A 21,175-nucleotide genomic window follows, 5' to 3' on the forward strand; every position below is an offset into this window, starting at 1 on the left:
AAATTCCGTAATTGGCTAAGCTATAACCAAACATAATAAGCAGGCTCATTAACGGGTTTCATCCCTGGGAGACAACCGCGTGACGCCTTCACCTGTACAGGACGATTTATGAGTGATACCCCACAACTGGATGCCCTGGTGGCTGCCTGCCGCTGGATCGGCGAGAAAGGCTGGTGCCCGGCGACGGGCGGTAATATGTCCGTTCGTCTGGATGAACGGCAATGCCTGATTACCGAATCCGGTAAAGACAAAGGCAGCCTGAGTGCGGAAGATTTTTTGCGGGTCGATATCGCGACGAATCACGTACCGAGCGGTCGCACGCCGTCGGCGGAAACCGGCTTGCATACGTTGCTTTATCGCTTGCTTCCGGCTGTCGGTGCGGTACTGCATACCCATTCGGTCAACGCCACGGTGCTGTCGCGGGTAGAAAAAAGCGACGCGCTGGTGTTGCAGGGCTACGAAATGCAGAAGTCGCTGAGCGGCCAGCGTACCCACCTTGATGCGGTAGCGATCCCGATTTTCGATAACTCTCAGGATATTCCGGCGCTGGCGCAGCGGGTTGCGGCCCATCATGAGGTCGCGCCGCTGCATTACGGTTTGCTGGTGCGCGGGCACGGCCTGTACTGCTGGGGAAATGATGTAAAAGAAGCTCGTCGCCATCTGGAAGGGCTGGAGTTCCTGTTCCAGTGCGAATTGCAACGACGTTTACTGGAGGCGAAATGATCAAGGCGATTGTCACCGACATAGAAGGCACCACCAGCGATATTCGCTTTGTACACAACGTGTTATTCCCGTATGCCCGCGCGCGTCTGGCCGATGCGGTGGCGCAGGCGGAGCAGGATGCAGAGATTGCCGCGGCGCTGGCGTTAGCGCGTCAGGAACTGGGGCAGCCGGAGGCTTCTCCCGCGCAACTGCTGGCGGCGTTCAATCAGTTCATGGATGAAGACCGCAAATCGCCGGCATTGAAGTTGTTGCAGGGCATTATCTGGCGCAGCGGTTACCGTAACGGCGATTTTCGCGGCCATGTGTATAGCGATGTCGCGCCGCAGTTGCGGGCCTGGCGTGAGCAGGGCATCGCGCTGTATGTCTACTCGTCCGGTTCGGTGGAAGCGCAGCATCTGCTGTTTGGTCACAGCGACGAGGGTGATTTACGGCCGCTGTTTACCGGTTATTTCGATACCGGCGTCGGCGCCAAGCGTGAAGTGACATCCTATCGGAACATCGCCGGTGCGATTGGGCTGCCTGCCGGCGAGGTGCTGTTCTTGTCCGATATTCGTCAGGAACTGGATGCCGCCGCACAGGCGGGCTGGCACACCTGCCAGTTGATCCGTGATGACGCCGATGTCGACAGCCTGCATCATCAGGTAAACCGTTTTGATCAGTTAGACCTGAACGCCTATCAGGCCAACTCACAGGAGAACCCGTCATGAGCGCCTTAACTATTTTCAGTGATACCGATGCCGGTCAGCCGGTGTGGCAAAGCCACGATGCCGATGCGATCGTTCAGCAACTGAGCGCTATCAATGTGCGTTTTGAACGCTGGCAGGCTGACCGCGACCTGAGCGCCAACCCTTCTGCCGAGGAAGTGCTGGCGGCGTATCAGCATGAGATCGATAAACTGGTGGCGGAGAAAGGCTATCAAAGTTGGGATGTCATCAGCATGCGTGCCGATAACCCGCAAAAAGAGGCATTGCGTACCAAGTTTCTGTCGGAACATACCCACGCTGAAGATGAAGTGCGTTTCTTCGTTGAAGGGGCCGGCTTGTTCTGCCTGCATGTGGACGGGCGGATTTTTCAGATCCTGTGTGAAAAGAACGATCTGCTGTCGGTGCCTGCCGGTATACCGCATTGGTTCGATATGGGTTCTGAACCGCATTTCACCGCCATTCGTTTGTTCAACAACCCGGATGGCTGGATTGCGCACTTCACCGGCGATACCATCGCCGACGCGTACCCGAAACTGGCGTGATCGTGTTGCAGGCCGTGCCGGCATCTACCGGATACGGCCTGTTCTGCGGTGGTGACGCCGCGTTTCTTGCCCGGCGCTTATCCGGCCAGCGGGTGCTGAAAAATGCCGGCGCTAACCTGTTCCGGGGTGATCACGCCGCTATCCAGCACCCAGCCGCTAATCAGTGCTGCAGGGGTGACATCGAACGCCGGGTTATACACCGGGGCGTTGTGCGGCGCCCACTGGCACTGACCGAAACTGCCGGCCACGCCGGTGACTTCGCCGGCCGCACGTTGTTCGATCGGAATAGCGTTGCCGTCCGGGCAGTGCGGATCGTGGGTGGTGTGGGGCGCGGCGACATAAAACGGAATACCGTGGTAATGCGCCAGCACCGCCAGGCTGTAAGTCCCTATTTTGTTGGCGACGTCACCGTTAGCGGCGATGCGATCCGCGCCGACCCAGATGGCATCGACCTGGCCTTGCGCCATCAGCGACGCAGCCATCGAGTCGCAGATCAGGTGATAAGGGATAGCCAATTCGCCCAGCTCCCAGGCGGTCAGCCGCCCGCCCTGCAACAACGGACGGGTTTCATCTACCCAGACTTTCTCCACGTTACCCTGTCGGTGAGCACGCAGGATGACGCCGATTGCCGTACCGACGCCCGCCGTCGCCAGCCCGCCGGTGTTGCAGTGGGTTAACAGGCGGCTACCCGGTTTCACCAGCGCGGCACCGTTATCGGCGATGCGTTCGCACAGCGCTTTATCTTCCTCAATCAACCGCAGCGCTTCCTGCGTCATGGCGTTGACGAAATCATCGGCCACCAGCGCCTGCTTCATGCGATCCAGATTATTCATCAGGTTGACGGCGGTTGGGCGGGAAGCCCGCAGCGTCTCCAGTGCCTGCGCCAGCTGTGGCCGGGATTGACCCTGTTCCGCCAGCAACGCCAGCAGCAGGCTGGCGGACAGCCCGATCAGCGGTGCGCCGCGTACCCGCAGAGTACGAATATGACTGACCAGAGCATCGACATCCGGGCAGGGGCACCAGATTTTTTCCTGCGGTAACGCCTGTTGGTCAAGGATCCAGAGCTGGTTATCAACGAGGTTGAGGCTGGTGGTGTTAACAGTCTGCATGGGTGGTTAAATCCGTGTTGCGTTATTGCATCAGGATTCTTATTCTGCCAATATGCGATACAGATGTATAGACGTCCAAACGCTTTTATGTCTATACCCTTCATACTTCAAATAGAAACAGCAAACACATACGTCAAACACATAAGTAGATAAACGAGGTTGGCCATGTCGCTTTACCGTACTTTTAACGCGGACGATGCCGTGCAGTATGCCCGTCAATATGGCGGGGTTGCGGATCCGCAGTCGTTGATGGCAGCCGATGAAATCGGCGACGGTAACCTGAATCTGGTGTTCAAGATCCGCGATACGCAGGGCATCAGCCGGGTGATCGTCAAGCAGGCGTTGCCGTATGTTCGCTGTGTCGGCGAGTCCTGGCCGCTGACGCTGGATCGCGCCCGCATCGAAGCGGAAACGCTGCTGGCACATGCGCAGTACTGCCCGCAATATACGGTGACGGTGTTGCACCATGATCCGGCACTGGCGGTGATGGTGCAGGAAGACTTGTCTGACCACGAGATCTGGCGGCGCGAACTGGTGAAAGGGCATGACTATCCGCAAGCGGCGGCGCAACTGGGGGAATATCTGGCGCAGGCGCTGTTCCATCATTCGGATTTCTACCAGTCTCCTCATGACAAAAAGGCGGCGGTAAGCCGTTTTACCAACCCGGAGTTGTGCCAGATAACGGAAGATCTGTTCTTCACCGATCCGTACATCGAGCATGAGCGTAACCAGTTCGACCCGGCGCTGCTGCCTGATGTGCTGGCCTTGCGTGACGACACGCCGCTCCGTTGTGCGGTCGCCGCACTTAAGCACGCCTTTTTGAGTAAAGCGCAAGCGCTGCTGCACGGTGATATTCACAGCGGATCGATTTTTGTGGCGGAAAATCGCCTGAAGGTGATCGACGCCGAATTCGGTTTTTACGGCCCGATCGGGTTTGATCTCGGCACGGCGATCGGCAACCTGCTGTTGAATTATTGCGGGTTGCCGGGATTATTGCCGCCGCGTGAGGCGTCTGCTGCACGGGAGCGGCGTCTGGCGGATATCGTGGCGCTGTGGCAGACCTTCGCTAACCGCTTTGCGGCGCTGAGCCATGAGAAAAGCCGTGACCCGGCGCTGGCGACGAAGGGGTACGTTGAGCGCTTCCTGCAGCAGGTGTGGCAGGACGCGGTGGGCTATTGCGGCACCGAACTGATTCGCCGCACCATCGGGCTGGCGCATGTCGCTGATCTCGATACCATCGCCGACGATGCCGCTCGCCAATCCTGCCAGCGCCATGCCATTCAGCTTGGCAAAACGCTGATTCTGGCCGCGGCGCATATCGACGGCCCGGAAGCCCTGCTGGCGCGGGTGCGTCAGAGCGGTGCCTGAGCCTGATAGCAAAAACACGGCGCCTTTTGCGGATAAAAGGCGCCGTACCTGGTTTCAGGCTGCCGTATCGGCAGGCAGTCGTTGCTCTGCCGCCGCCTTGTGCGCACTCAGCGCGTCCGGGGCAAAATCATCGACGTTGATGGAACGTAGCCGACTGGCTTCCGCCTGTATCAATACGCTGGCTTCTTCCGGCGTAATCACCCCTTCCGCCAGCCCGTGTTCCGCCAATTTATCCAGTTGCATAAAGGGTAGCGGGTAACCTGCCGATTGCGATAAACGCTGATAAATCGGCTCGGCTGCCAGAATATCCAGCAATGCCTGTTCCAACTGCGCCGCCGGGTGATGCGCGCCGGCTTTCAGGTAGAGCCCGCGGCCCAGGCGATTGCGGGTTGCCGACGGCGCCTGCAACAGCCTGGCCAGTTGGTGATCCAACTGGTCGCTGGGAGACTCGCTGGCGTGGCCGGACGGGAAAATCATTCCGCGCAGCAACCGGGCTACCAGCTTGTTGGGGAAGTTGTGCAGCAGATCGATGATGGCCTGTTCCGCCTGATGCAGGCAATCCTGTACTCCCCAGTGCACCAGCGGCAGGTCAGCCTGCTGGCGGCCTTCTTCGTCGTAGCGCTTCAATGTGGCGGAAGCCAGATACAGCTGGCTCAGTACGTCACCCAGACGGGCGGAAAGGCGTTCGCGGCGTTTCAGGCTGCCGCCCAGCACGCCCATCGAGACATCTGCCAGCAGCGCCAGATTGGCGCTTAGCCGGTTCAGGCGCTGGTAGTAGCGGCGGGTGACATCGTTGACCGGCGCGCGGCTGGTGCGCCCGTTGGTCAGGCCCAGCCACAGGCTGCGTATCGCGTTGCCGCCGATGTGCCCAAGATGGCCGAACAGTGCCCGGTCAAACGCCTTCAGGTCATTGTCCTGCGCGGCACCCATCTCTTTCAGTATGTAGGGATGGCAGCGAATGGCACCCTGCCCGAAAATAATCATACTGCGGGTCAGAATATTGGCGCCTTCGACGGTGATGGCAATCGGCGCACCCTGATAGTGACGTGCGACAAAGTTGGACGGCCCCAGGCAGATGCCTTTGCCGCCGGTGATATCCATCGCATCGATGATGCCGCGCTGGCCGCGGTGGGTGCAGTGATACTTGACGATGGCAGACAGCACCGACGGCCGTGCGCCTTGCATAATGCCGCTGGTGATCAGCGTCGCGGCGGCATCCATCACGTAGGCGTTGCCGGCCATGCGCGCCAGCGGCTCTTCAATGCCTTCCATTTTGCCGATCGGCAGTTTGAACTGGCGGCGGATACGCGCATAAGCGCCGGTTGCCAGCGCCACGCTTTTCAGGCCGCCGGTCGCGTTGGACGGCAGCGTGATGCCGCGCCCGACGGACAGGCATTCCATCAGCATCCGCCAGCCCTGACCCGCCATACTCGGCCCGCCGATGATGTAATCCAGCGGAACGAAAATGTTTTCGCCCTGCGTCGGGCCATTCTGGAACGGAATATTAATCGGGAAGTGACGGCGGCCGATTCTGACGCCTTCGGTGTGTGTGGGGATCAGCGCGCAGGTAATACCGATATCATCCTGGTTGCCCAGCAGGTGATCCGGGTCGTACAGCCGGAATGCCAGACCGAGCACAGTCGCGACCGGTGCCAGCGTAATATAGCGTTTATTCCAGGTCAGCCGCATTCCCAACACCTGCCGGCCCTGCCAATGGCCGTAACACACCACACCCAGATCGGGGATGGCGCCGGCATCGGACCCGGCTTCCGGACTGGTCAGCGCGAAGCAGGGAATGTCGTCGCCGCGCGCCAGCCGCGGCAGGTAGTGATTCTTCTGTTCGTCGGTGCCGTAGTGTTGGAGTAGTTCTCCGGGCCCGAGTGAGTTAGGAACACCGACGGTGATCGCCAGAATACTGGAGACGCCGGCCAGTTTTTGCAGCACCATCGCCTGTGCGTAAGCGGAAAATTCCAGTCCGCCGTACTCTTTTTTGATGATCAGCGCAAAGAAGCGGTGTTGTTTCAGGAACGCCCACAGTTCAGGCGGTAAATCGGCGCGCTCGTGGGTGATTTCAAAATCATTCGCCAGACGGCAGGCTTCTTCCACCGGCCCGTCCAGAAACGCCTGTTCTTCCGGCGTTAACACCGGGCGCGGATAGGCATGCAGGGTACGCCAGTCCGGCGTGCCGCGAAACAGTTCGCCTTCCCACCAGGTGGTGCCGGCATCAATCGCTTCTTTCTCCGTTTTCGACATCGGCGGCATAACCCGCCGGAATGCCGTCAGTGCCGGTGTGGAGATAATACGTTGCCGCCACGGCGTGACCAGTAATGGCGCCAGCAACAGCCCGAGCGGCACCAGCAGCCAGGGCGACCATAGCTGTAGCGCCGTCATGGCGACAACCCAGAGCACCAGCAATGCGCTACTCAGCCACAGTGAGATTCGGTGGTAGAACAATGCGCCGATAAGCATTAAAACGATCAGGATACTGACTGCAACCATGATTTTATTCTCCAGTCCGTATAATCAGTTCACGCCTTGTGGTCTGACCTGTTGGTATAGTCTGTTTTTAGTTCAGTGAAATGTTTTTATCAATTTTTTTACAACGTAATTACAACTTGACTCACAAACTCACATTTGCAGAGGGCCGCTGATGCGCGGTGCCGCCGTTTGGCAATTGTCTGCTTCTCGTGGTTTGGGTGATCCGCTACACTGCACGGCAATACAGGTTATGTCTCTTTATCGCGGGCTTGCCGGTAACCGAGCCTGCCGCGACCCAGGCATCATCAGGGGACATAGCCTACATATCATGATGTCATTGAATGAGAGGATTCCATGTACCAGGACTTAATCCGTAATGAGCTGAAAGAAGCAGCATCCACGCTGAATACATTTTTAAGTGACGACGCCAATATTCAGGCGATTCAGGATGCGGCGGTTTTGCTGGCGGACGCCTTTAAAGCCGGCGGCAAGGTCATCTCCTGCGGCAATGGCGGCTCTCATTGCGACGCCATGCATTTCGCTGAAGAACTGACCGGCCGTTACCGTGAGAACCGCCCCGGCTACCCGGCCATCGCGATTTCCGACCCGAGTCATCTGTCCTGCGTCAGCAACGATTTCGGTTATGACTTCGTGTTCTCCCGTTATGTCGAGTCGCTCGGGCGTGAAGGGGATGTGCTGCTGGGTATTTCCACCTCCGGCAATTCCGGCAATATCATCAAGGCAATCAGCGCTGCACGCGCTAAACGTATGAAAGTGATTACGTTGACCGGTAAAGACGGCGGCAAAATGGCCGGCACCGCCGATGTAGAAATTCGTGTACCGCACTTCGGTTATGCCGACCGTATTCAGGAAGTGCATATCAAGGCGATCCACATTCTGATTCAACTGATTGAAAAGGAAATGGCCGGCAACTGATCGCCGATCATGAGGTGCGACAGTTAAAGGAACCCTACGTCGTTAAAGGAACCGGACATGTGTGAACTGCTTGGGATGAGTGCCAACGTCCCAACGGATATCTGTTTCAGCTTTACCGGCCTGATGCAGCGGGGCGGCCGTACCGGGCCGCACCGCGATGGCTGGGGGATTACGTTCTACGAAGGCAACGGTTGCCGTACCTTCAAGGATCCGCTGCCCAGCTTCAACTCGCCGATTGCCGAATTGGTGCAGAACTATCCGATCAAATCCCGTGCGGTGGTTTCCCATATTCGCCAGGCTAACCGCGGCGCAGTGGCGCTGGAGAATACCCACCCGTTTACCCGCGAGCTGTGGGGCCGAAACTGGACCTTTGCCCACAACGGTCAACTGAAAGGGTATCGTCGCCTGAAAACCGGTCATTTTCGTCCGGTCGGGGAAACCGATAGCGAGTATGCTTTTTGCTGGTTGTTGTATCAGTTGTCGCAACGCTATCCGCGCACGCCGTCGAACTGGCCGGCGGTGTTCCGTTATATCGCCACGCTGGCGGACCAACTACGCAAGAAAGGCGTATTCAACATGTTGCTGTCGGACGGGCAGTTCGTGATGGCGTTCTGTTCGACCAAACTGCACTGGATTACCCGACGAGCACCGTTTGGTAAGGCGACCTTGCTGGATGATGACGTGGAGATAGACTTCCAGCAGCAGACCACACCGAACGATGTGGTCACTGTGCTGGCGACTCAGCCGTTGACCGGCAACGAAACCTGGCATCCGATTCAGCCAGGCGAATTCGTCTTATTTTGTTTTGGCGAGCGTATAATTTGACGCCGGTTGAGTCGCGGGCGAGGACTGGTTAACCACATACTGCCCGTTAAGCACCGATACCGCCGGCGGTTGATGGGTCCGGTTGAAGTAGGCATAGCCCGGCTGCAGTTGACTCCAGAATTTGTAATAGTTGGAGCGGCTGTGGCGTTTCATGTTCTGCTCGGTCATGCGGAACGGGTAAATCGCCAGCTCTACTTTTTGCTGCCCGTTGCGCAGCGCTTTCTCCACGTAGGTGTAAATCTCTTCGATGTATTTATTGGTCATGGCATAGCAGCCGATAGACACGCACTCGCCGTGAATCATCAGGTAGCGGCCGGAATAACCATGCGCGCGGTCATACTCGTTCGGGAAACCGACGTTAATCGCACGGTAATAATGGCTATCGGGCTTAAGTTGTCTCAAATCAACCTGATAAAACCCTTCCGGGCTTTTGAAATCGCCTTCGGTCATTTTGGGGCCAAGACCGCCGGAGTATTTACAAATCGGGTAACTCTGTACCAATTTGTATTCGCCGCTAATCATGGCATAAAGCTCCAGAACCCGTTCTTCCTTGAAGATCTGAATATAAACCGGTGAACCGGTAACCTGCTGTTTGGTTTCGGTCGCCACCGGTGAGAGCGGGTTGGCGTAGCTGCTGTTGATGGCGACGGAAGGCAAAATAAACAACATCGCAAGCGAAAACGCGACTTTGTGCATTGTTAATCCTGATTATTAGCGCTGTTATTTTATACCCGTCATATTTCAGGTCGCCGGGCGCGCTTCAAACGCCTGTATGTTGCCCGGCAACGCAAAATTATGGGGGGATTCTGAATACGGTAATGGCGATGACGCCCCGCATGTTTTTTATCTGTCAGGCTTGGTCCTGCCATTAGGCTATGCCCCGTAGTGGGAGATAGTCTGATGTCAAGTCGCGGACCCACATTATCACCGTATCTGTTTTATTCAGGAAGGAAAAAAGAATAAAAAATCGGACTATTCCTGCCGATGGCACCTCCTGCCGACAGCACCGCCGCTCGGTTGATGATGCGGCCCCGAGTCGCAGAAGGCTTGCTCGTGGCTAATGTTGACTGTATATTTATACAGTTTTCGGAGGGGCGATGCGCAAAATCATTCATGTCGATATGGATTGCTTTTACGCCGCAATAGAGATGCGGGATAACCCGCGCCTGCGCGATATTCCGCTGGCGATTGGCGGCAGCGCTGATCGTCGTGGCGTGATTTGCACCGCCAACTATCCGGCTCGTCGCTATGGTGTGCGCAGCGCGATGGCAACGGCGACCGCGTTGCGGCTCTGCCCTCATTTGACGCTATTGCCCGGCCGTATGGACGAATACAAAGCGGTCTCCGGCCAGATTCGTGAGATTTTTTCCCGCTACACGTCATTGATTGAGCCGCTGTCGCTGGACGAAGCGTATCTTGATGTGACCGACAGCCCCTATTGCGGCGGTTCAGCTACGCTGATGGCGCAGGAAATCCGCTAGGCGATTTTTAATGAATTGCACCTTACTGCGTCGGCCGGTATTGCACCGATCAAGTTTCTCGCCAAAGTCGCTTCCGAACAAAACAAACCCAACGGGCAGTATGTCATTTCACCTGTGCAAATGGAGGCGTTTCTGCTGGCATTGCCGCTGGAAAAAATTCCCGGCGTCGGCAGTGTAACCGCCAGAAGACTGGCCGAGTGCGGCTTGCACACCTGTGCCGATGTTCGCCGCTACGCGCTGAGCGAACTGTTGCGGGAATTCGGGAAGTTCGGCCGGGTGTTGTGGGAACGTTGCCATGGCATTGATGAACGTCAGGTTTCGCCGGATCGTCTGCGAAAATCGGTCGGGGTAGAAAAAACGCTGGCACAGGATATTTATGACTGGGCGGCTTGTGAAGCGTTGGTCGAACGGCTGTATGACGAGCTTGAACTGCGCTTGCGGCGTGTTCGCCCGGATCTGCATATCGCGCGGCAAGGGGTCAAACTCAAATTCGATGATTTTCGCCAGACGACGCAGGAACATGTCTGGCCGGTGTTGAATAAGCCGGATTTGCTGAGGCTGGCGCGGGAGAGCTGGGAGCAGCGACGCGACGCGAGGGGGGTTCGGCTGGTTGGGTTGCATGTGTCGTTGATCGACCCGCAACTCGAGCGGCAATTGATATTGCCGTGGGATTGAAACCGGCGACGGAACGTTACACGTTGTAGAGGCGCGTTGTGGTGAATGAGGCAGGCGAGTGATGCCCGCCCAGGGGCATCACTCGTGCGGGTTACCCGCGTTCCGGAATGGCTTTCAGCAGCGCCGTCAGTAGTTTCCAGTACTGGCCGACGCTGGCGATATGAACCTGTTCATCCGGCGAGTGCGGCCCGGTGATGGTCGGCCCAATGGAAACCATATCCATGTCCGGATACGGTTTCTTGAACAAGCCGCACTCCAGCCCGGCATGAATCACCATAATGTTCGGGGTTTTGTCGAACTGCTTCTGGTAGGTTTCGCGTACCAGGTGCATCACCGGCGACTGTGCATCCGGCTGCCAGCCTGGGTAACCGCCCTTGGCCTGGGTCTCGGCACCCGCCAGTTCGCCCAGCGAAGTGAGCATACTGACGACATAGTCTTTGCCGCTGTCGACCAATGAGCGAATCAGGCAGTGAATTTCAGCCTGTGCATCGGTCATGCTGACTACGCCGACATTCAGCGACGTTTCCACGACGCCTTTCACATCATCACTCATGCGGATCACGCCGTTCGGCATGCTATTCAGCAGCGCGATAAAACGGTCGCGGCTGGCGGTGGTCAACGCGGCTGATGTGCTGTCTGCCGTTTCCAGTAACAGGGTGATGTTTTTTTCTACCGCGGCGAGTTCGTGCTTCAGCACGGCCAGATAAGCTTGCGACGCGGCCTTCAGGGCATCCGCCTTGTCGGCCGGCACCGCCAGCGTAATCGCCCCTTCGCGCGGAATGGCGTTACGCAGCGTACCGCCGTGCAGGTCGATAATGCGCAGATCCAGTTCTGCGGCGTGTTGCGCCAGAAAACGCGCCAGCAGTTTGTTGACGTTGCCGAGGCCCAGGTGGATATCGCAGCCGGAATGGCCGCCTTTCAGCCCTTTGATGACCAGTGTCATCGTCTGGTAACCGGTCGGAACCGCTTCACGCTGCAATGCCAGGCGGGTCAGAAAATCAATACCGCCGGCGCAACCCATGTAAATTTCGCCTTCCTCTTCGGAATCGGTATTGATCAGGATGTCGCCCTGTAGCCAGTTGGGTTGCAGGCCGAACGCCCCATCCATGCCGGCTTCTTCCGTCATGGTCAGCAGCACTTCCAGCGGCCCGTGTTCTACGCTGTCGTCAGCCAGAACGGCCAGAGCAGAGGCCATACCGATACCGTTGTCTGCACCCAGCGTGGTGCCGCGAGCCTTGATCCACTCGCCATCAATATAGGGCTGGATCGGATCGGTCGTGAAATCATGTACCGTGTCGTTGTTTTTCTGCGGCACCATGTCCAGATGCGCCTGGAGAACCACCGATTTACGGTTTTCCATGCCGGGCGTCGCCGGTTTACGCAGCAGAATATTGCCTACCTGATCACGTTCCGTATGAAGGCCGCGCTCCTGCGCCCAGGACAGAATATAGGTCGCCAGTGCTTCTTCATGGTAAGAAGGATGCGGAATAGAACAGATTTTGGCGAAAATATCCCACAGCGGCTGTGGGGAGAGTTGAGACAAGACAGACACTATTTAATTAACCTCTCCAGTTAAGCACTCACGCGATAAACAGCGTGTGATGCCGGAACAACATCGTTATTAATCGCCTGAGGACGCAGGCATGTCAGGACAGAATACCACTTTCTCGCGATCGTAGAGAATGTCCGCGGCATAAGGATTATGCATAGCCGTGCGGTATAGGGCGGCGTCGTGCGTGGTGGTGGCTGCGGTAGACGAGAATCAGGGGAAGAGAGGTGACTCTCTTCCTGTGCTTTGTGATTAATCGTGACGACGGCGCGTATCGGAAACGGTGTCGTGATGACGTGTTGCCACCGGGATCAAGGCCGGCTGTCGCTGACGCAGCAGGCGTAAGCTGATGATCAGTTCAAAGCAGAACAACATCAGTATGGTGATGACAAAGAAAGGGGCGAGCACGTCCAGTTGTGCGAGGAGGAAACTGTCAAGAATCGTCATGGGTGTTCTCCTGGCTGTTTTTTGTTCTCCTTGTTTGTAACGTATTTGTAACATGGCGTCTAATAACTTTTTCACATTACGAACGGTTAATTAATTACGGTGAGTTACTATTTGATCGTGTGCGCATAAATACTGGTTTTTGTCCGACCAGCTATCTATAATCTCGCGCAACCTTATTTTCCCCTTCTGACTCTGATTAAGCCGACGATACTGTTGGCTGGGATATGTTTTATGAGTGAAAAGTACATCGTCACCTGGGATATGTTGCAAATCCATGCCCGTAAACTGGCTCAGCGTCTGCTGCCGGCCGAACAGTGGAAAGGCATTATTGCCGTGAGCCGTGGCGGCTTGGTTCCGGGAGCCTTGTTGGCTCGCGAGCTGGGTATTCGCAATGTCGATACCGTGTGTATCTCCAGCTACGATCATGACAACCAGCGCGAACTGAAAGTGTTGAAACGTGCTGAAGGCGACGGTGAAGGCTACATCGTGATTGATGATTTGGTGGATACCGGCGGCACCGCCAAAGCGATCCGCGAGATGTACCCGAAAGCCCACTTTATCACTATTTTCGCCAAACCGGCCGGTAAACCGCTGGTGGACGACTACGAAGTCGATATCCCGCAGGATACCTGGATTGAGCAGCCGTGGGATATGGGCGTGGTATTTGTGCCGCCTTTGGTTGGGCGTTAATCCATCGCCGCATTGATTGCCAACGCGCCCGGTTATGCCGGGCGCGTTTGTTTTCGTCGGCATAATTACGCGGTATCGGTGTTTTTCGCCGCCACGCTCCGGTAAGCTGTTTCTTTACATCATCACCATTCTTTCTCTCTTTGATTCGTCCACGGAGGCTGCTGTGATTCAGGCCAACCTGTCCGAAACGCTGTTTAAACCATCGATAAACCATCAGGAAACCTCCACGCTGATTCAGCGCTCCCGCAATGCGAGCGGTGCGGCGGTGATGCACTCGGCTCTGGAGGGCGAAAATACCCGCAACTGGTATCGGATGATCAACCGCTTGCTGTGGATCTGGCGCGGTGTACACCCGTGGGAGATTGAAGAAGTGCTGTCGCGCATTGCCGCCAGTCAGGCGGAACGTAGTGACGACCAGCGGCTGGATACGGTAATAGGCTATCGGGGCGGCAACTGGATCTACGAATGGGTATCGCAAGGTATGCACTGGCAGCAGCAGGCCGGGCACCATTCGCAGAGTGAGCAGGCAGGCCAGTGCTGGTTGAACGCCGCCAATCTTTACAGTATCGCCGCTTATCCTCATCTCAAGGGGGATGGACTGGCGGAGCAGGCCCAGACGCTGGCTAATCGCGCTTATGAAGAGGCCGCTAATTATCTCTCCTACGAACTGAAGACCCTGACTTTTCCGATAGAAGGCGGAGGGCAACTGACCGCTTTCCTGCATCTGCCTGCTCAGGGAACGGCACCGTTTCCGACCGTACTGATCTGCGGCAGCCTGGACATGCTGCAGTGCGATTATCACCGTTTGTTTCAGGATTATCTGGCTCCGGCGGGGTTCGCGATGCTGACGGTAGATATGCCGTCGGTAGGATTTTCGTCACGCTGGAAACTGGATCAGGATTCCAGTTTTCTGCATCAACAGGTTGTCCGTGCGTTACCGGATGTGCCCTGGATTGATCATACCCGCGTCGGCGCTTTTGGGTTCCGTTTTGGGGCGAATATCGCAGTGCGGCTGGCGTATCTGGAAGCCGGTCGATTGCGGGCGGTGGCCTGTCTTGGGCCGATTGTGCATCACCTGCTTTCGGATGCCCAGCGCCAGCGCCAGGTGCCGGATATGTTCATGGATGTGCTGGCCAGCCGTCTTGGCATGACTTACTCCTCGGATACGGCATTGTTGATGGAGATGGGGCGTTACTCCCTCAAAACACAAGGATTGCTGGGGCGGCGCTGCCCCACGCCGATGCTTTCCGGCTACTGGAAAGATGACCTGATTAGCCCGCCGGAAGAATCGCAATTGATCGTCAATTCGTCACAGCAGGGGAAATTGCTGGCACTGAACTTTTCACCGGTATATCAGACGTTTCATCTGGCGTTGCAACAGATGACCGACTGGTTGCGCCGGCAGTTGCGATAATCCCGGCATGTTGGGTGTGCGGTAGCTGCCGGCATGCCAACCAATACCACGCCATTACTTATGAATGAATCGCGCCTTTTTTTACCGCCATGTATCTTTCGGCAGATGAACATCAGCGCTCTGTTGCAGGCTGACACACATATTACGGATTTTAGTGTTGACGTGTGTAACTGTAGATTGATAAATAAATAACTGTAAATAAGTAGTTTTTCTTATCAATTTGCGCATCGTGTGACATGGCTCGCGCCCTGAAACGGCGGAGACAAAAAAACTTGAACCCTCGCCGGAAGTCCGGCAGGGTTGACACATTTCCGTCGCTGCGAATGCTTGGAAGTCTTCTGGTTTAAAGGAGGGTGTCATGGCAGTGAAAAGCAGGCTCATCAAGAAATTTGCCTCATTGGGGCCGTATTTGCGTGAAGATCAGTGCGAAGAAAAGCGTTTTTTCTTTGATTGCCTGGCGGTTTGTGTCAATGTAAAACCCGCGCCGGAAAAGCGAGAGTTTTGGGGCTGGTGGCTTAATCTGGAATGGCAGGAGCAAACCCTGTTTTATACCTATCGCATCGGCCTGTTCGATAAGGCCGGCAACTGGCGCGAAGAAACCATCAAAGATATTGAGGTACATGAGAAAGTGCTGGCTACCCGTGAAGATTTCCATACCCGCCTGCAGGCGCTGGTAGAACAACTCGACCCACCTTTTTCCCTCTCCGCACGACCATGATGCTGTCCGGCATCGCGCCGGAGCCTGGGGTTTTCGCGTTGTGCTGGTTGGCATAGCGCGTCTCTCCTGTTACAACGTTTTTTCATCCTTATTGTTTATAGTTCAACGCAACGGCAGAAATATTATGAGTGGCAGCCAGACTTTGGTTGTAAAACTGGGCACCAGCGTGCTGACCGGCGGTTCACGCCGCCTCAATCGCGCCCATATTGTTGAACTGGTGCGCCAGTGCGCCCAGCAGCATGCCGCAGGGCATCGCATTGTGATTGTGACTTCCGGGGCGATTGCCGCCGGCCGCGAGCATCTGGGATATCCGGAACTGCCACCGACCATCGCTACCAAGCAGTTGCTGGCGGCGGTGGGGCAGAGCCGGTTGATTCAACTGTGGGAACAACTGTTCTCCATCTATGGCATCCATATTGGCCAGATGCTGCTGACCCGTGCCGACCTGGAAGACCGGGAACGTTTCCTCAATGCCCGCGATACCATGCGCGCCCTGCTCGACAACCACATTGTTCCGGTGATTAACGAGAACGATGCGGTGGCGACGGCGGAAATCAAAGTCGGTGATAACGATAACCTGTCGGCGCTGGCCGCCATGCTGGCGGATGCCGATAAACTGCTGCTGTTGACCGATCAGACCGGGCTGTTCACCGCCGACCCGCGCACCAATCCCGATGCGGAGCTTATCCGTGAAGTGCAAGGCGTGACCGACGAACTGCGTCAGATTGCCGGCGGCAGCGTCTCCGGCCTGGGCACGGGCGGCATGTCTACCAAATTGCAGGCCGCCGACGTGGCGTGCCGTTCCGGTATCGAGGTGGTGATTGCCGCAGGCAACCGCGCCGGTGTGATTGCCGATGTGATTAACGATGTCTCGGTCGGCACCCGCTTCCACGCGCTGGAAACCCCGCTGGAAAGCCGCAAACGCTGGATCTTCGGGGCGCCGCCAGCCGGTGAGATAACTGTAGATGACGGCGCGCTGGCCGCCATGCTGGAGCGCGGTAGCTCCCTGTTGCCGAAAGGCATCCGTGAGGTGGCGGGCAATTTCTCCCGTGGCGAAGTCATTCGTATCCGCAGCCTGAACGGGCGTGATCTGGCCCATGCCGTGACCCGTTACAACAGCGACGCGCTGCGCATGATAGCCGGGCACCACTCCCAGGAGATTGCCGAAATCCTGGGGTATGAATACGGCCCGGTCGCGGTTCATCGCGATGACATGATTATTATTTGAGGAACACATCATGCTTGAGCAAATGGGGCAGGCAGCCAGAGCAGCCTCTTATCAACTGGCGGCGCTAAGCACCAGCCAGAAAAATAAGGCGTTGATGACGATAGCGGATCTGCTGGAAGCCCAGCGCGACGCCATTCTTTCCGCCAACGAGCAGGATCTGGCGCAGGCCAGAGAAAATGGCATGAGCGAGGCGTTGTTGGATCGGTTGCAACTGACTCCGGCGCGCCTGAAAGCGATTGCCGACGATGTGCGTCAGGTGTGCCGTCTGAATGACCCGGTCGGCGAAGTGATGGATGGCCGGATGCTGGACAATGGCCTGAAACTGGAGCGCCGCCGTGTGCCGCTCGGCGTGGTGGGGGTGATTTATGAAGCCCGGCCGAACGTGACGGTGGATGTCGCCAGCCTGTGCCTGAAAACCGGTAATGCGGTGATATTGCGCGGCGGTAAAGAGACGTATCGCACCAACGCCGCCACGGTAAAAGTGATTCAGCAGGCGCTCACCGAATGCGGCTTACCCGCCGCCGCGATTCAGGCGATTGAAAGCCCGGATCGTGAGCTGGTCAACCAATTGCTGAAGCTCGATCGCTACGTGGATATGCTGATCCCACGCGGCGGTGCCGGGCTGCACAAACTGTGCCGCGAGCAGTCCACCATTCCGGTGATTACCGGCGGCATCGGCGTGTGCCATATGTTTGCCGACGACAGCATTGATTTTGAAAAAGCGCTGACTGTTATCGAAAGCGCCAAAATACAGCGCCCCAGCGCTTGCAACAGCCTGGAAACCCTGTTGGTGCATCAGACGATTGCCGCACGTTTTCTGCCGCTGCTCAGTGAAAAAATGGCTCGAGCCAACGTCACGCTGCACGCCAGCGACAGCGCCATGCCGTATCTGGCGAACGGGCCGGCCACGGTCGTCGCCGTCAACGAGAAGGATTACGATGACGAATGGCTCGCCAACGATCTCAACGTCACGCTGGTTGAGGACATGGCGGCGGCGATTGCCCACATCCGCCAGCACGGCACCCAGCATTCCGATGCGATTCTGACGCGATCCATCAGCAACGCTGAACGTTTCGTGCGTGAAGTGGATTCCGCGGCAGTATACGTCAACGCCAGCACCCGCTTTACCGACGGCGGCCAGTTTGGCCTGGGGGCGGAAGTGGCGGTCAGCACCCAGAAGCTGCACGCCCGCGGCCCAATGGGGCTGGAAGCGCTCACTACCTATAAATGGATTGGTTACGGCGACGATCTGGTTCGTGCGTGAACCCATCATGTCCGGCAGCCGCGAGTGATCGCCTGCCGGGCAGGGCGCTTAGAAAACCATCAGACGATACGCACAAGTATTGACTTACCGTAATGATTTGACTAGTTTGTCACCCCGTAGTTCATCGTCACGCACTCGCGGGACGCTCTCAGGGCCGATATAGCTCAGTTGGTAGAGCAGCGCATTCGTAATGCGAAGGTCGTAGGTTCGACTCCTATTATCGGCACCATAAAATCAGTAAGTTACGATATTACCCCTCTCTGAAATCTCCTTTTCTTGCTCTCGGGTACACTCTCGGGTACACAAATTACAATGTATAGGTTATCTCTGTTGTTTTTTTACAAAATTCCCATCACCCATTTGGGCACAAGTTTTACTGATGCCGGATAGATGTAAGCAACAACCTAAAACCAGATTCAGTACTTGCAAAACGGAGGTAGTCCATAGATGTAGAAGGTCGCATCGGTTGCGGCAAAGCTCCCGTGCAGAAACCTCGGCTTTGGCCTCGCGGAGAATACTGATGATCTGTTCGTCAGAAAAACGCTTCTTTATGGGAATGCCATCAAGTTGCTGATGAAGACATTACTAACATCACTGCGTATTAATCAACGGAGAGCAGGTCAAAATTTTTATATTTACAACTCCTTGTAATATCTATAAATTTAAATTCTTTATAAGCGCGTGTTAGGGATTTGTAATGAAGAACCTCTGCTTATATCAGAAATTTTTAGTCAGTTTTTAGTCAATAGATGTTGATAACATACTATTTTTATTAATTTTTTGATGATATTGAAGGCTAAGATGGATAATGTGGATAACTACCTTTCTTTGTCAGAAGTGGTTAATGAATACAATATTCACATTAAGGACATTATCCAAAAATGGACTGATGGAGATATTACCCTTTTTGTCTATTTTGAAGCTCACCCATGCAGAATAAAGCAATTTTCCTCAAACATGTACACCCATGAAGGAGGGAGTGCTACGTTTAATGAAAGATTTTACCATGACTATAAAGGACTAAAAACATCAATTTTTATTCCTGAAGATAATTTCTCGGAAAGATTGGTAACTGTAGAAAAATATCTATATTCAGAGTTTGACTTTAAAAATATTTCGCCTAAAGGAAAGTTTTATGAGACGGTATTCTTTGGAACTGCATTCGGATTTTGGGTGGTAAAGCCGACGTACATTGCTCATTTGTCTAAAAAGTATACGTTAACGGATCTAGAGACTTTTAAAAGAAAAAGAGATATTCCCGGTGCTGTGCTTGTTTATCGCTATCATGGTAAAGAAAATTATTTTTCAACTGATTGCGAACACTTGATCTTTGATGAGCCTGTGTATATCGAAAGAAATGAGTTAGTTGTCAGGAAAGATGATATTAAATTACATTTTCCTAATTTGAAGAAGGTTCTCTTAACGGAGTTAGTGAATAAAAACTACCTTAATGAAAAAAATTCATCAAACTCACCTAACGACGTAGGGGCATTTGATTCTGTAAAATCTTATCCTGTTCTAAAACACAGGGTTGCATTATATATCGTTATTCGTGAGTGGTGGGGGGATAGGGAAGGGAATGATGAAACAATAGCCTATAAAGCGGCCGAACATCTCAAAAGTAATTATAATGGAAGAACAAAGGGGAAAACTATCGAAGGGTGGATAAAGAAACCAGAGGAAATAAAACATCAATCTAGAACCTATGCCGTACAGATAGAAACATTATCTATTTTTATCAATGAGGTATGCAAAGAAAAAAATATTAGAAAAAGCGAATTTGCGGTAGCGAAAATGTTGACAGAGCTAGCACAGCAAGAAAAATATAAATTAGATTTTTCCTTTAGCAAGGAGGAGGTAAAAAAATGGTTATAAAAAACGGTCATGAAAAAGTAAGTTTGTCTCCTATTGCTGGGTAGGATTAGTTCAGTAACTAGATAGTTTCGCACATTGATGCTTCACTTCTCATCGTGAAAGGCCAAAGCTGATGGGAGATCGCACACATTCCAAATGTAGTGCTATACGCGATAATGAAATGGGCACCTCCCCATATTGGCTTCAGTGAACCATGCTGTAAGTGTCATCCATCAGCACAATGAAGAGCTGTCCCATAGAACAAATTATCGGAATTGATCTGGCAAAGCGAGTTTTTCAGGTTCATATCGTTTCTGCACAAGGCGAGAAAAAGGCGAACAAAATGATCACTCGTGAAAAGCTGATGGCTTTTATTGCTCAGCAACCCTTGTCCAGAATTGTGATGGAAGCGTGCGGGAGTGCCAATTACTGGTCCCGCCAGTTTAAGACATTCGGGCATGACGTCAGACAAATCAGCCCGTGCTTGCGTTGGGTCGGTGTCCATATAGCTATTTAGATGATATTAGTGCTCGTATACCCGAGCTGTGTCGGCAGCTTCACCCATCAACTCCGGCTTATTTGCGAGTAATTTTCATTTCAGACGTCGGCACATGTCTCAGCTCAACAGAGCTACACCTCCTGCCATAAACCTTTTTCATCGCCAGTAAGCAGCCTTATAGGGCGTTTTTTAATCTCACTATTTTACATATTTCGATATTAATTTCAGTGGGTTAACTACTATGTGAATGACGGGGGGACGCGTAAAAAAGCTCTTGCTACTAAGACGCTTAGTAAGGCTAAACCCTCTTTATTTTCAATTGCGTTCTACCGCATCATTGCGTCCATCGAAACAAAAGGAGGCAATATGAGCACCGTATTTATCATCCCGACAGCTGAAGAGCGCCTACGAATCCTTCGGGATTACGGTGAGCAAGGCGATCGCCTGGTGCGTGAATGTGAGCGCCAGAGAATCACGTCCATTTCCCGCTCTACCGCGTGGAAACTGGAACAGGTGGGTAAGTTTCCACAACGTAAGTCTATCGGCCTGAAATCCTGCGGATGGCTGTTAAGTGACCTGCTTTGTTGGATCAATGAGCGTTAGCATCAGGGTTTTTTTGGCATTTATTTTTTGCTTTTTTTCCTGAATGCCCCGTGTTCATCCTGCTATTT

18 protein-coding genes, 1 tRNA gene and 3 pseudogenes are annotated in these 21,175 nt (G+C 54.6%); 16 read left to right on the plus strand and 6 right to left on the minus strand.

Annotation, left to right across the window (positions count from 1 at the left end; genetic code table 11):
- Window positions 1-108: 108 nt before the first annotated feature.
- The 3 genes from DCH402_RS04315 to DCH402_RS04325 are packed head-to-tail and all read left to right on the plus strand — an operon-like array spanning window position 109 to window position 1,969.
- On the plus strand, window positions 109-723 hold the full coding sequence (locus tag DCH402_RS04315) for a methylthioribulose 1-phosphate dehydratase (protein ID WP_039999938.1): 615 nt from the start codon (window positions 109-111) through the stop codon (window positions 721-723).
- A complete protein-coding gene (gene mtnC / locus DCH402_RS04320) occupies window positions 720-1,430 on the plus strand; it encodes an acireductone synthase (protein WP_039999940.1) in 711 nt (236 codons plus the stop codon). The genes DCH402_RS04315 and mtnC overlap by 4 nt, the downstream gene beginning before the upstream one ends.
- Window positions 1,427-1,969 (plus strand): 1,2-dihydroxy-3-keto-5-methylthiopentene dioxygenase, encoded by a 543-nt coding sequence (locus tag DCH402_RS04325; protein ID WP_039999942.1) that lies wholly within the window; start codon window positions 1,427-1,429, stop codon window positions 1,967-1,969. Before mtnC ends, DCH402_RS04325 begins: the two co-directional genes overlap by 4 nt.
- 77 nt (window positions 1,970-2,046) lie before the next feature.
- Here the strand turns inward: DCH402_RS04325 and mtnA are convergent, their stop codons facing one another.
- On the minus strand, window positions 2,047-3,078 hold the full coding sequence (mtnA, locus tag DCH402_RS04330) for an S-methyl-5-thioribose-1-phosphate isomerase (protein WP_039999944.1): 1,032 nt from the start codon (window positions 3,076-3,078) through the stop codon (window positions 2,047-2,049).
- A gap of 165 nt (window positions 3,079-3,243) precedes the next feature.
- On the opposite strand from mtnA, the gene mtnK reads away from it, so the two are divergent.
- Complete coding sequence (gene mtnK, locus DCH402_RS04335; protein ID WP_039999946.1) at window positions 3,244-4,446, plus strand: S-methyl-5-thioribose kinase; 1,203 nt, start codon at window positions 3,244-3,246, stop codon at window positions 4,444-4,446.
- A 54-nt stretch (window positions 4,447-4,500) separates the two neighbouring features.
- Here the strand turns inward: mtnK and fadE are convergent, their stop codons facing one another.
- Complete coding sequence (gene fadE, locus DCH402_RS04340) at window positions 4,501-6,945, minus strand: acyl-CoA dehydrogenase FadE (protein ID WP_039999947.1); 2,445 nt, start codon at window positions 6,943-6,945, stop codon at window positions 4,501-4,503.
- A gap of 333 nt (window positions 6,946-7,278) precedes the next feature.
- Between fadE and lpcA the strand changes: the two genes are divergently transcribed.
- Together lpcA and DCH402_RS04350 are read left to right on the plus strand one after the other, a co-directional pair.
- On the plus strand, window positions 7,279-7,860 hold the full coding sequence (gene lpcA, locus DCH402_RS04345) for a D-sedoheptulose 7-phosphate isomerase (RefSeq protein ID WP_022634611.1): 582 nt from the start codon (window positions 7,279-7,281) through the stop codon (window positions 7,858-7,860).
- 57 nt (window positions 7,861-7,917) lie between these two features.
- A complete protein-coding gene (locus tag DCH402_RS04350) occupies window positions 7,918-8,685 on the plus strand; it encodes a class II glutamine amidotransferase (RefSeq protein WP_012768650.1) in 768 nt (255 codons plus the stop codon).
- Here the strand turns inward: DCH402_RS04350 and dpaA are convergent.
- The gene (gene dpaA, locus DCH402_RS04355) at window positions 8,656-9,381 is read right to left on the minus strand and encodes a peptidoglycan meso-diaminopimelic acid protein amidase (RefSeq protein ID WP_039999950.1); all 726 of its coding nucleotides are present in this window, start codon (window positions 9,379-9,381) and stop codon (window positions 8,656-8,658) included. The genes DCH402_RS04350 and dpaA overlap by 30 nt on opposite strands.
- Window positions 9,382-9,782: 401 nt before the next feature.
- Between dpaA and dinB the strand changes: the two are divergent.
- A pseudogene (gene dinB, locus DCH402_RS04360) lies at window positions 9,783-10,841 on the plus strand (DNA polymerase IV).
- A 91-nt stretch (window positions 10,842-10,932) separates the two neighbouring features.
- Here the strand turns inward: dinB and pepD are convergent.
- Window positions 10,933-12,393 (minus strand): beta-Ala-His dipeptidase, encoded by a 1,461-nt coding sequence (gene pepD, locus DCH402_RS04365; RefSeq protein ID WP_039999951.1) that lies wholly within the window; start codon window positions 12,391-12,393, stop codon window positions 10,933-10,935.
- Between the two features lie 249 nt (window positions 12,394-12,642).
- Window positions 12,643-12,837, minus strand: a complete 195-nt coding sequence (locus DCH402_RS04370) for a hypothetical protein (RefSeq protein ID WP_039999952.1) — start codon at window positions 12,835-12,837, stop codon at window positions 12,643-12,645.
- A 231-nt stretch (window positions 12,838-13,068) separates the two neighbouring features.
- On the opposite strand from DCH402_RS04370, the gene gpt reads away from it, so the two are divergent.
- The 6 genes from gpt (at window position 13,069) to DCH402_RS04400 (ending at window position 18,380) form a co-directional block, all read left to right on the plus strand.
- Entirely contained in the window at window positions 13,069-13,527 is a 459-nt protein-coding gene (gpt, locus tag DCH402_RS04375; protein ID WP_019845250.1) for a xanthine phosphoribosyltransferase, read from the plus strand.
- Between the two features lie 163 nt (window positions 13,528-13,690).
- Window positions 13,691-14,941, plus strand: a complete 1,251-nt coding sequence (frsA, locus tag DCH402_RS04380) for an esterase FrsA (RefSeq protein ID WP_039999954.1) — start codon at window positions 13,691-13,693, stop codon at window positions 14,939-14,941.
- 358 nt (window positions 14,942-15,299) lie between these two features.
- Complete coding sequence (crl, locus tag DCH402_RS04385; RefSeq protein ID WP_039999957.1) at window positions 15,300-15,659, plus strand: sigma factor-binding protein Crl; 360 nt, start codon at window positions 15,300-15,302, stop codon at window positions 15,657-15,659.
- 124 nt (window positions 15,660-15,783) lie between these two features.
- Complete coding sequence (gene proB, locus DCH402_RS04390; protein ID WP_039999959.1) at window positions 15,784-16,887, plus strand: glutamate 5-kinase; 1,104 nt, start codon at window positions 15,784-15,786, stop codon at window positions 16,885-16,887.
- A 10-nt stretch (window positions 16,888-16,897) separates the two neighbouring features.
- The gene (gene proA / locus DCH402_RS04395; protein WP_039999961.1) at window positions 16,898-18,151 is read left to right on the plus strand and encodes a glutamate-5-semialdehyde dehydrogenase; all 1,254 of its coding nucleotides are present in this window, start codon (window positions 16,898-16,900) and stop codon (window positions 18,149-18,151) included.
- A 153-nt stretch (window positions 18,152-18,304) separates the two neighbouring features.
- Window positions 18,305-18,380, plus strand: a tRNA-Thr gene (locus DCH402_RS04400).
- 239 nt (window positions 18,381-18,619) lie between these two features.
- On the opposite strand, the pseudogene DCH402_RS23350 reads toward DCH402_RS04400, so the two are convergent.
- Window positions 18,620-18,703 (minus strand): annotated as a pseudogene (locus DCH402_RS23350) (transposase); the annotation flags it as partial.
- Window positions 18,704-18,952: 249 nt separating this feature from the next.
- On the opposite strand from DCH402_RS23350, the gene DCH402_RS04405 reads away from it, so the two are divergent.
- The 3 genes and pseudogenes from DCH402_RS04405 (at window position 18,953) to DCH402_RS04415 (ending at window position 21,107) form a co-directional block, all read left to right on the plus strand.
- Window positions 18,953-20,026 carry a hypothetical protein gene (locus DCH402_RS04405; protein ID WP_152486894.1) on the plus strand — a complete coding sequence of 358 codons (1,074 nt, stop codon included), beginning with the start codon at window positions 18,953-18,955 and terminating at the stop codon, window positions 20,024-20,026.
- Window positions 20,027-20,261: 235 nt separating this feature from the next.
- A pseudogene (locus DCH402_RS23460) lies at window positions 20,262-20,486 on the plus strand (IS110 family transposase); the annotation flags it as partial.
- Window positions 20,487-20,870: 384 nt separating this feature from the next.
- Complete coding sequence (locus tag DCH402_RS04415) at window positions 20,871-21,107, plus strand: helix-turn-helix transcriptional regulator (protein WP_039999963.1); 237 nt, start codon at window positions 20,871-20,873, stop codon at window positions 21,105-21,107.
- Window positions 21,108-21,175 lie beyond the last annotated feature (68 nt).

Origin of the sequence: Dickeya chrysanthemi NCPPB 402 (assembly GCF_000406105.1) — a bacterium.
In the GTDB taxonomy this organism is placed as follows: domain Bacteria; phylum Pseudomonadota; class Gammaproteobacteria; order Enterobacterales; family Enterobacteriaceae; genus Dickeya; species Dickeya chrysanthemi.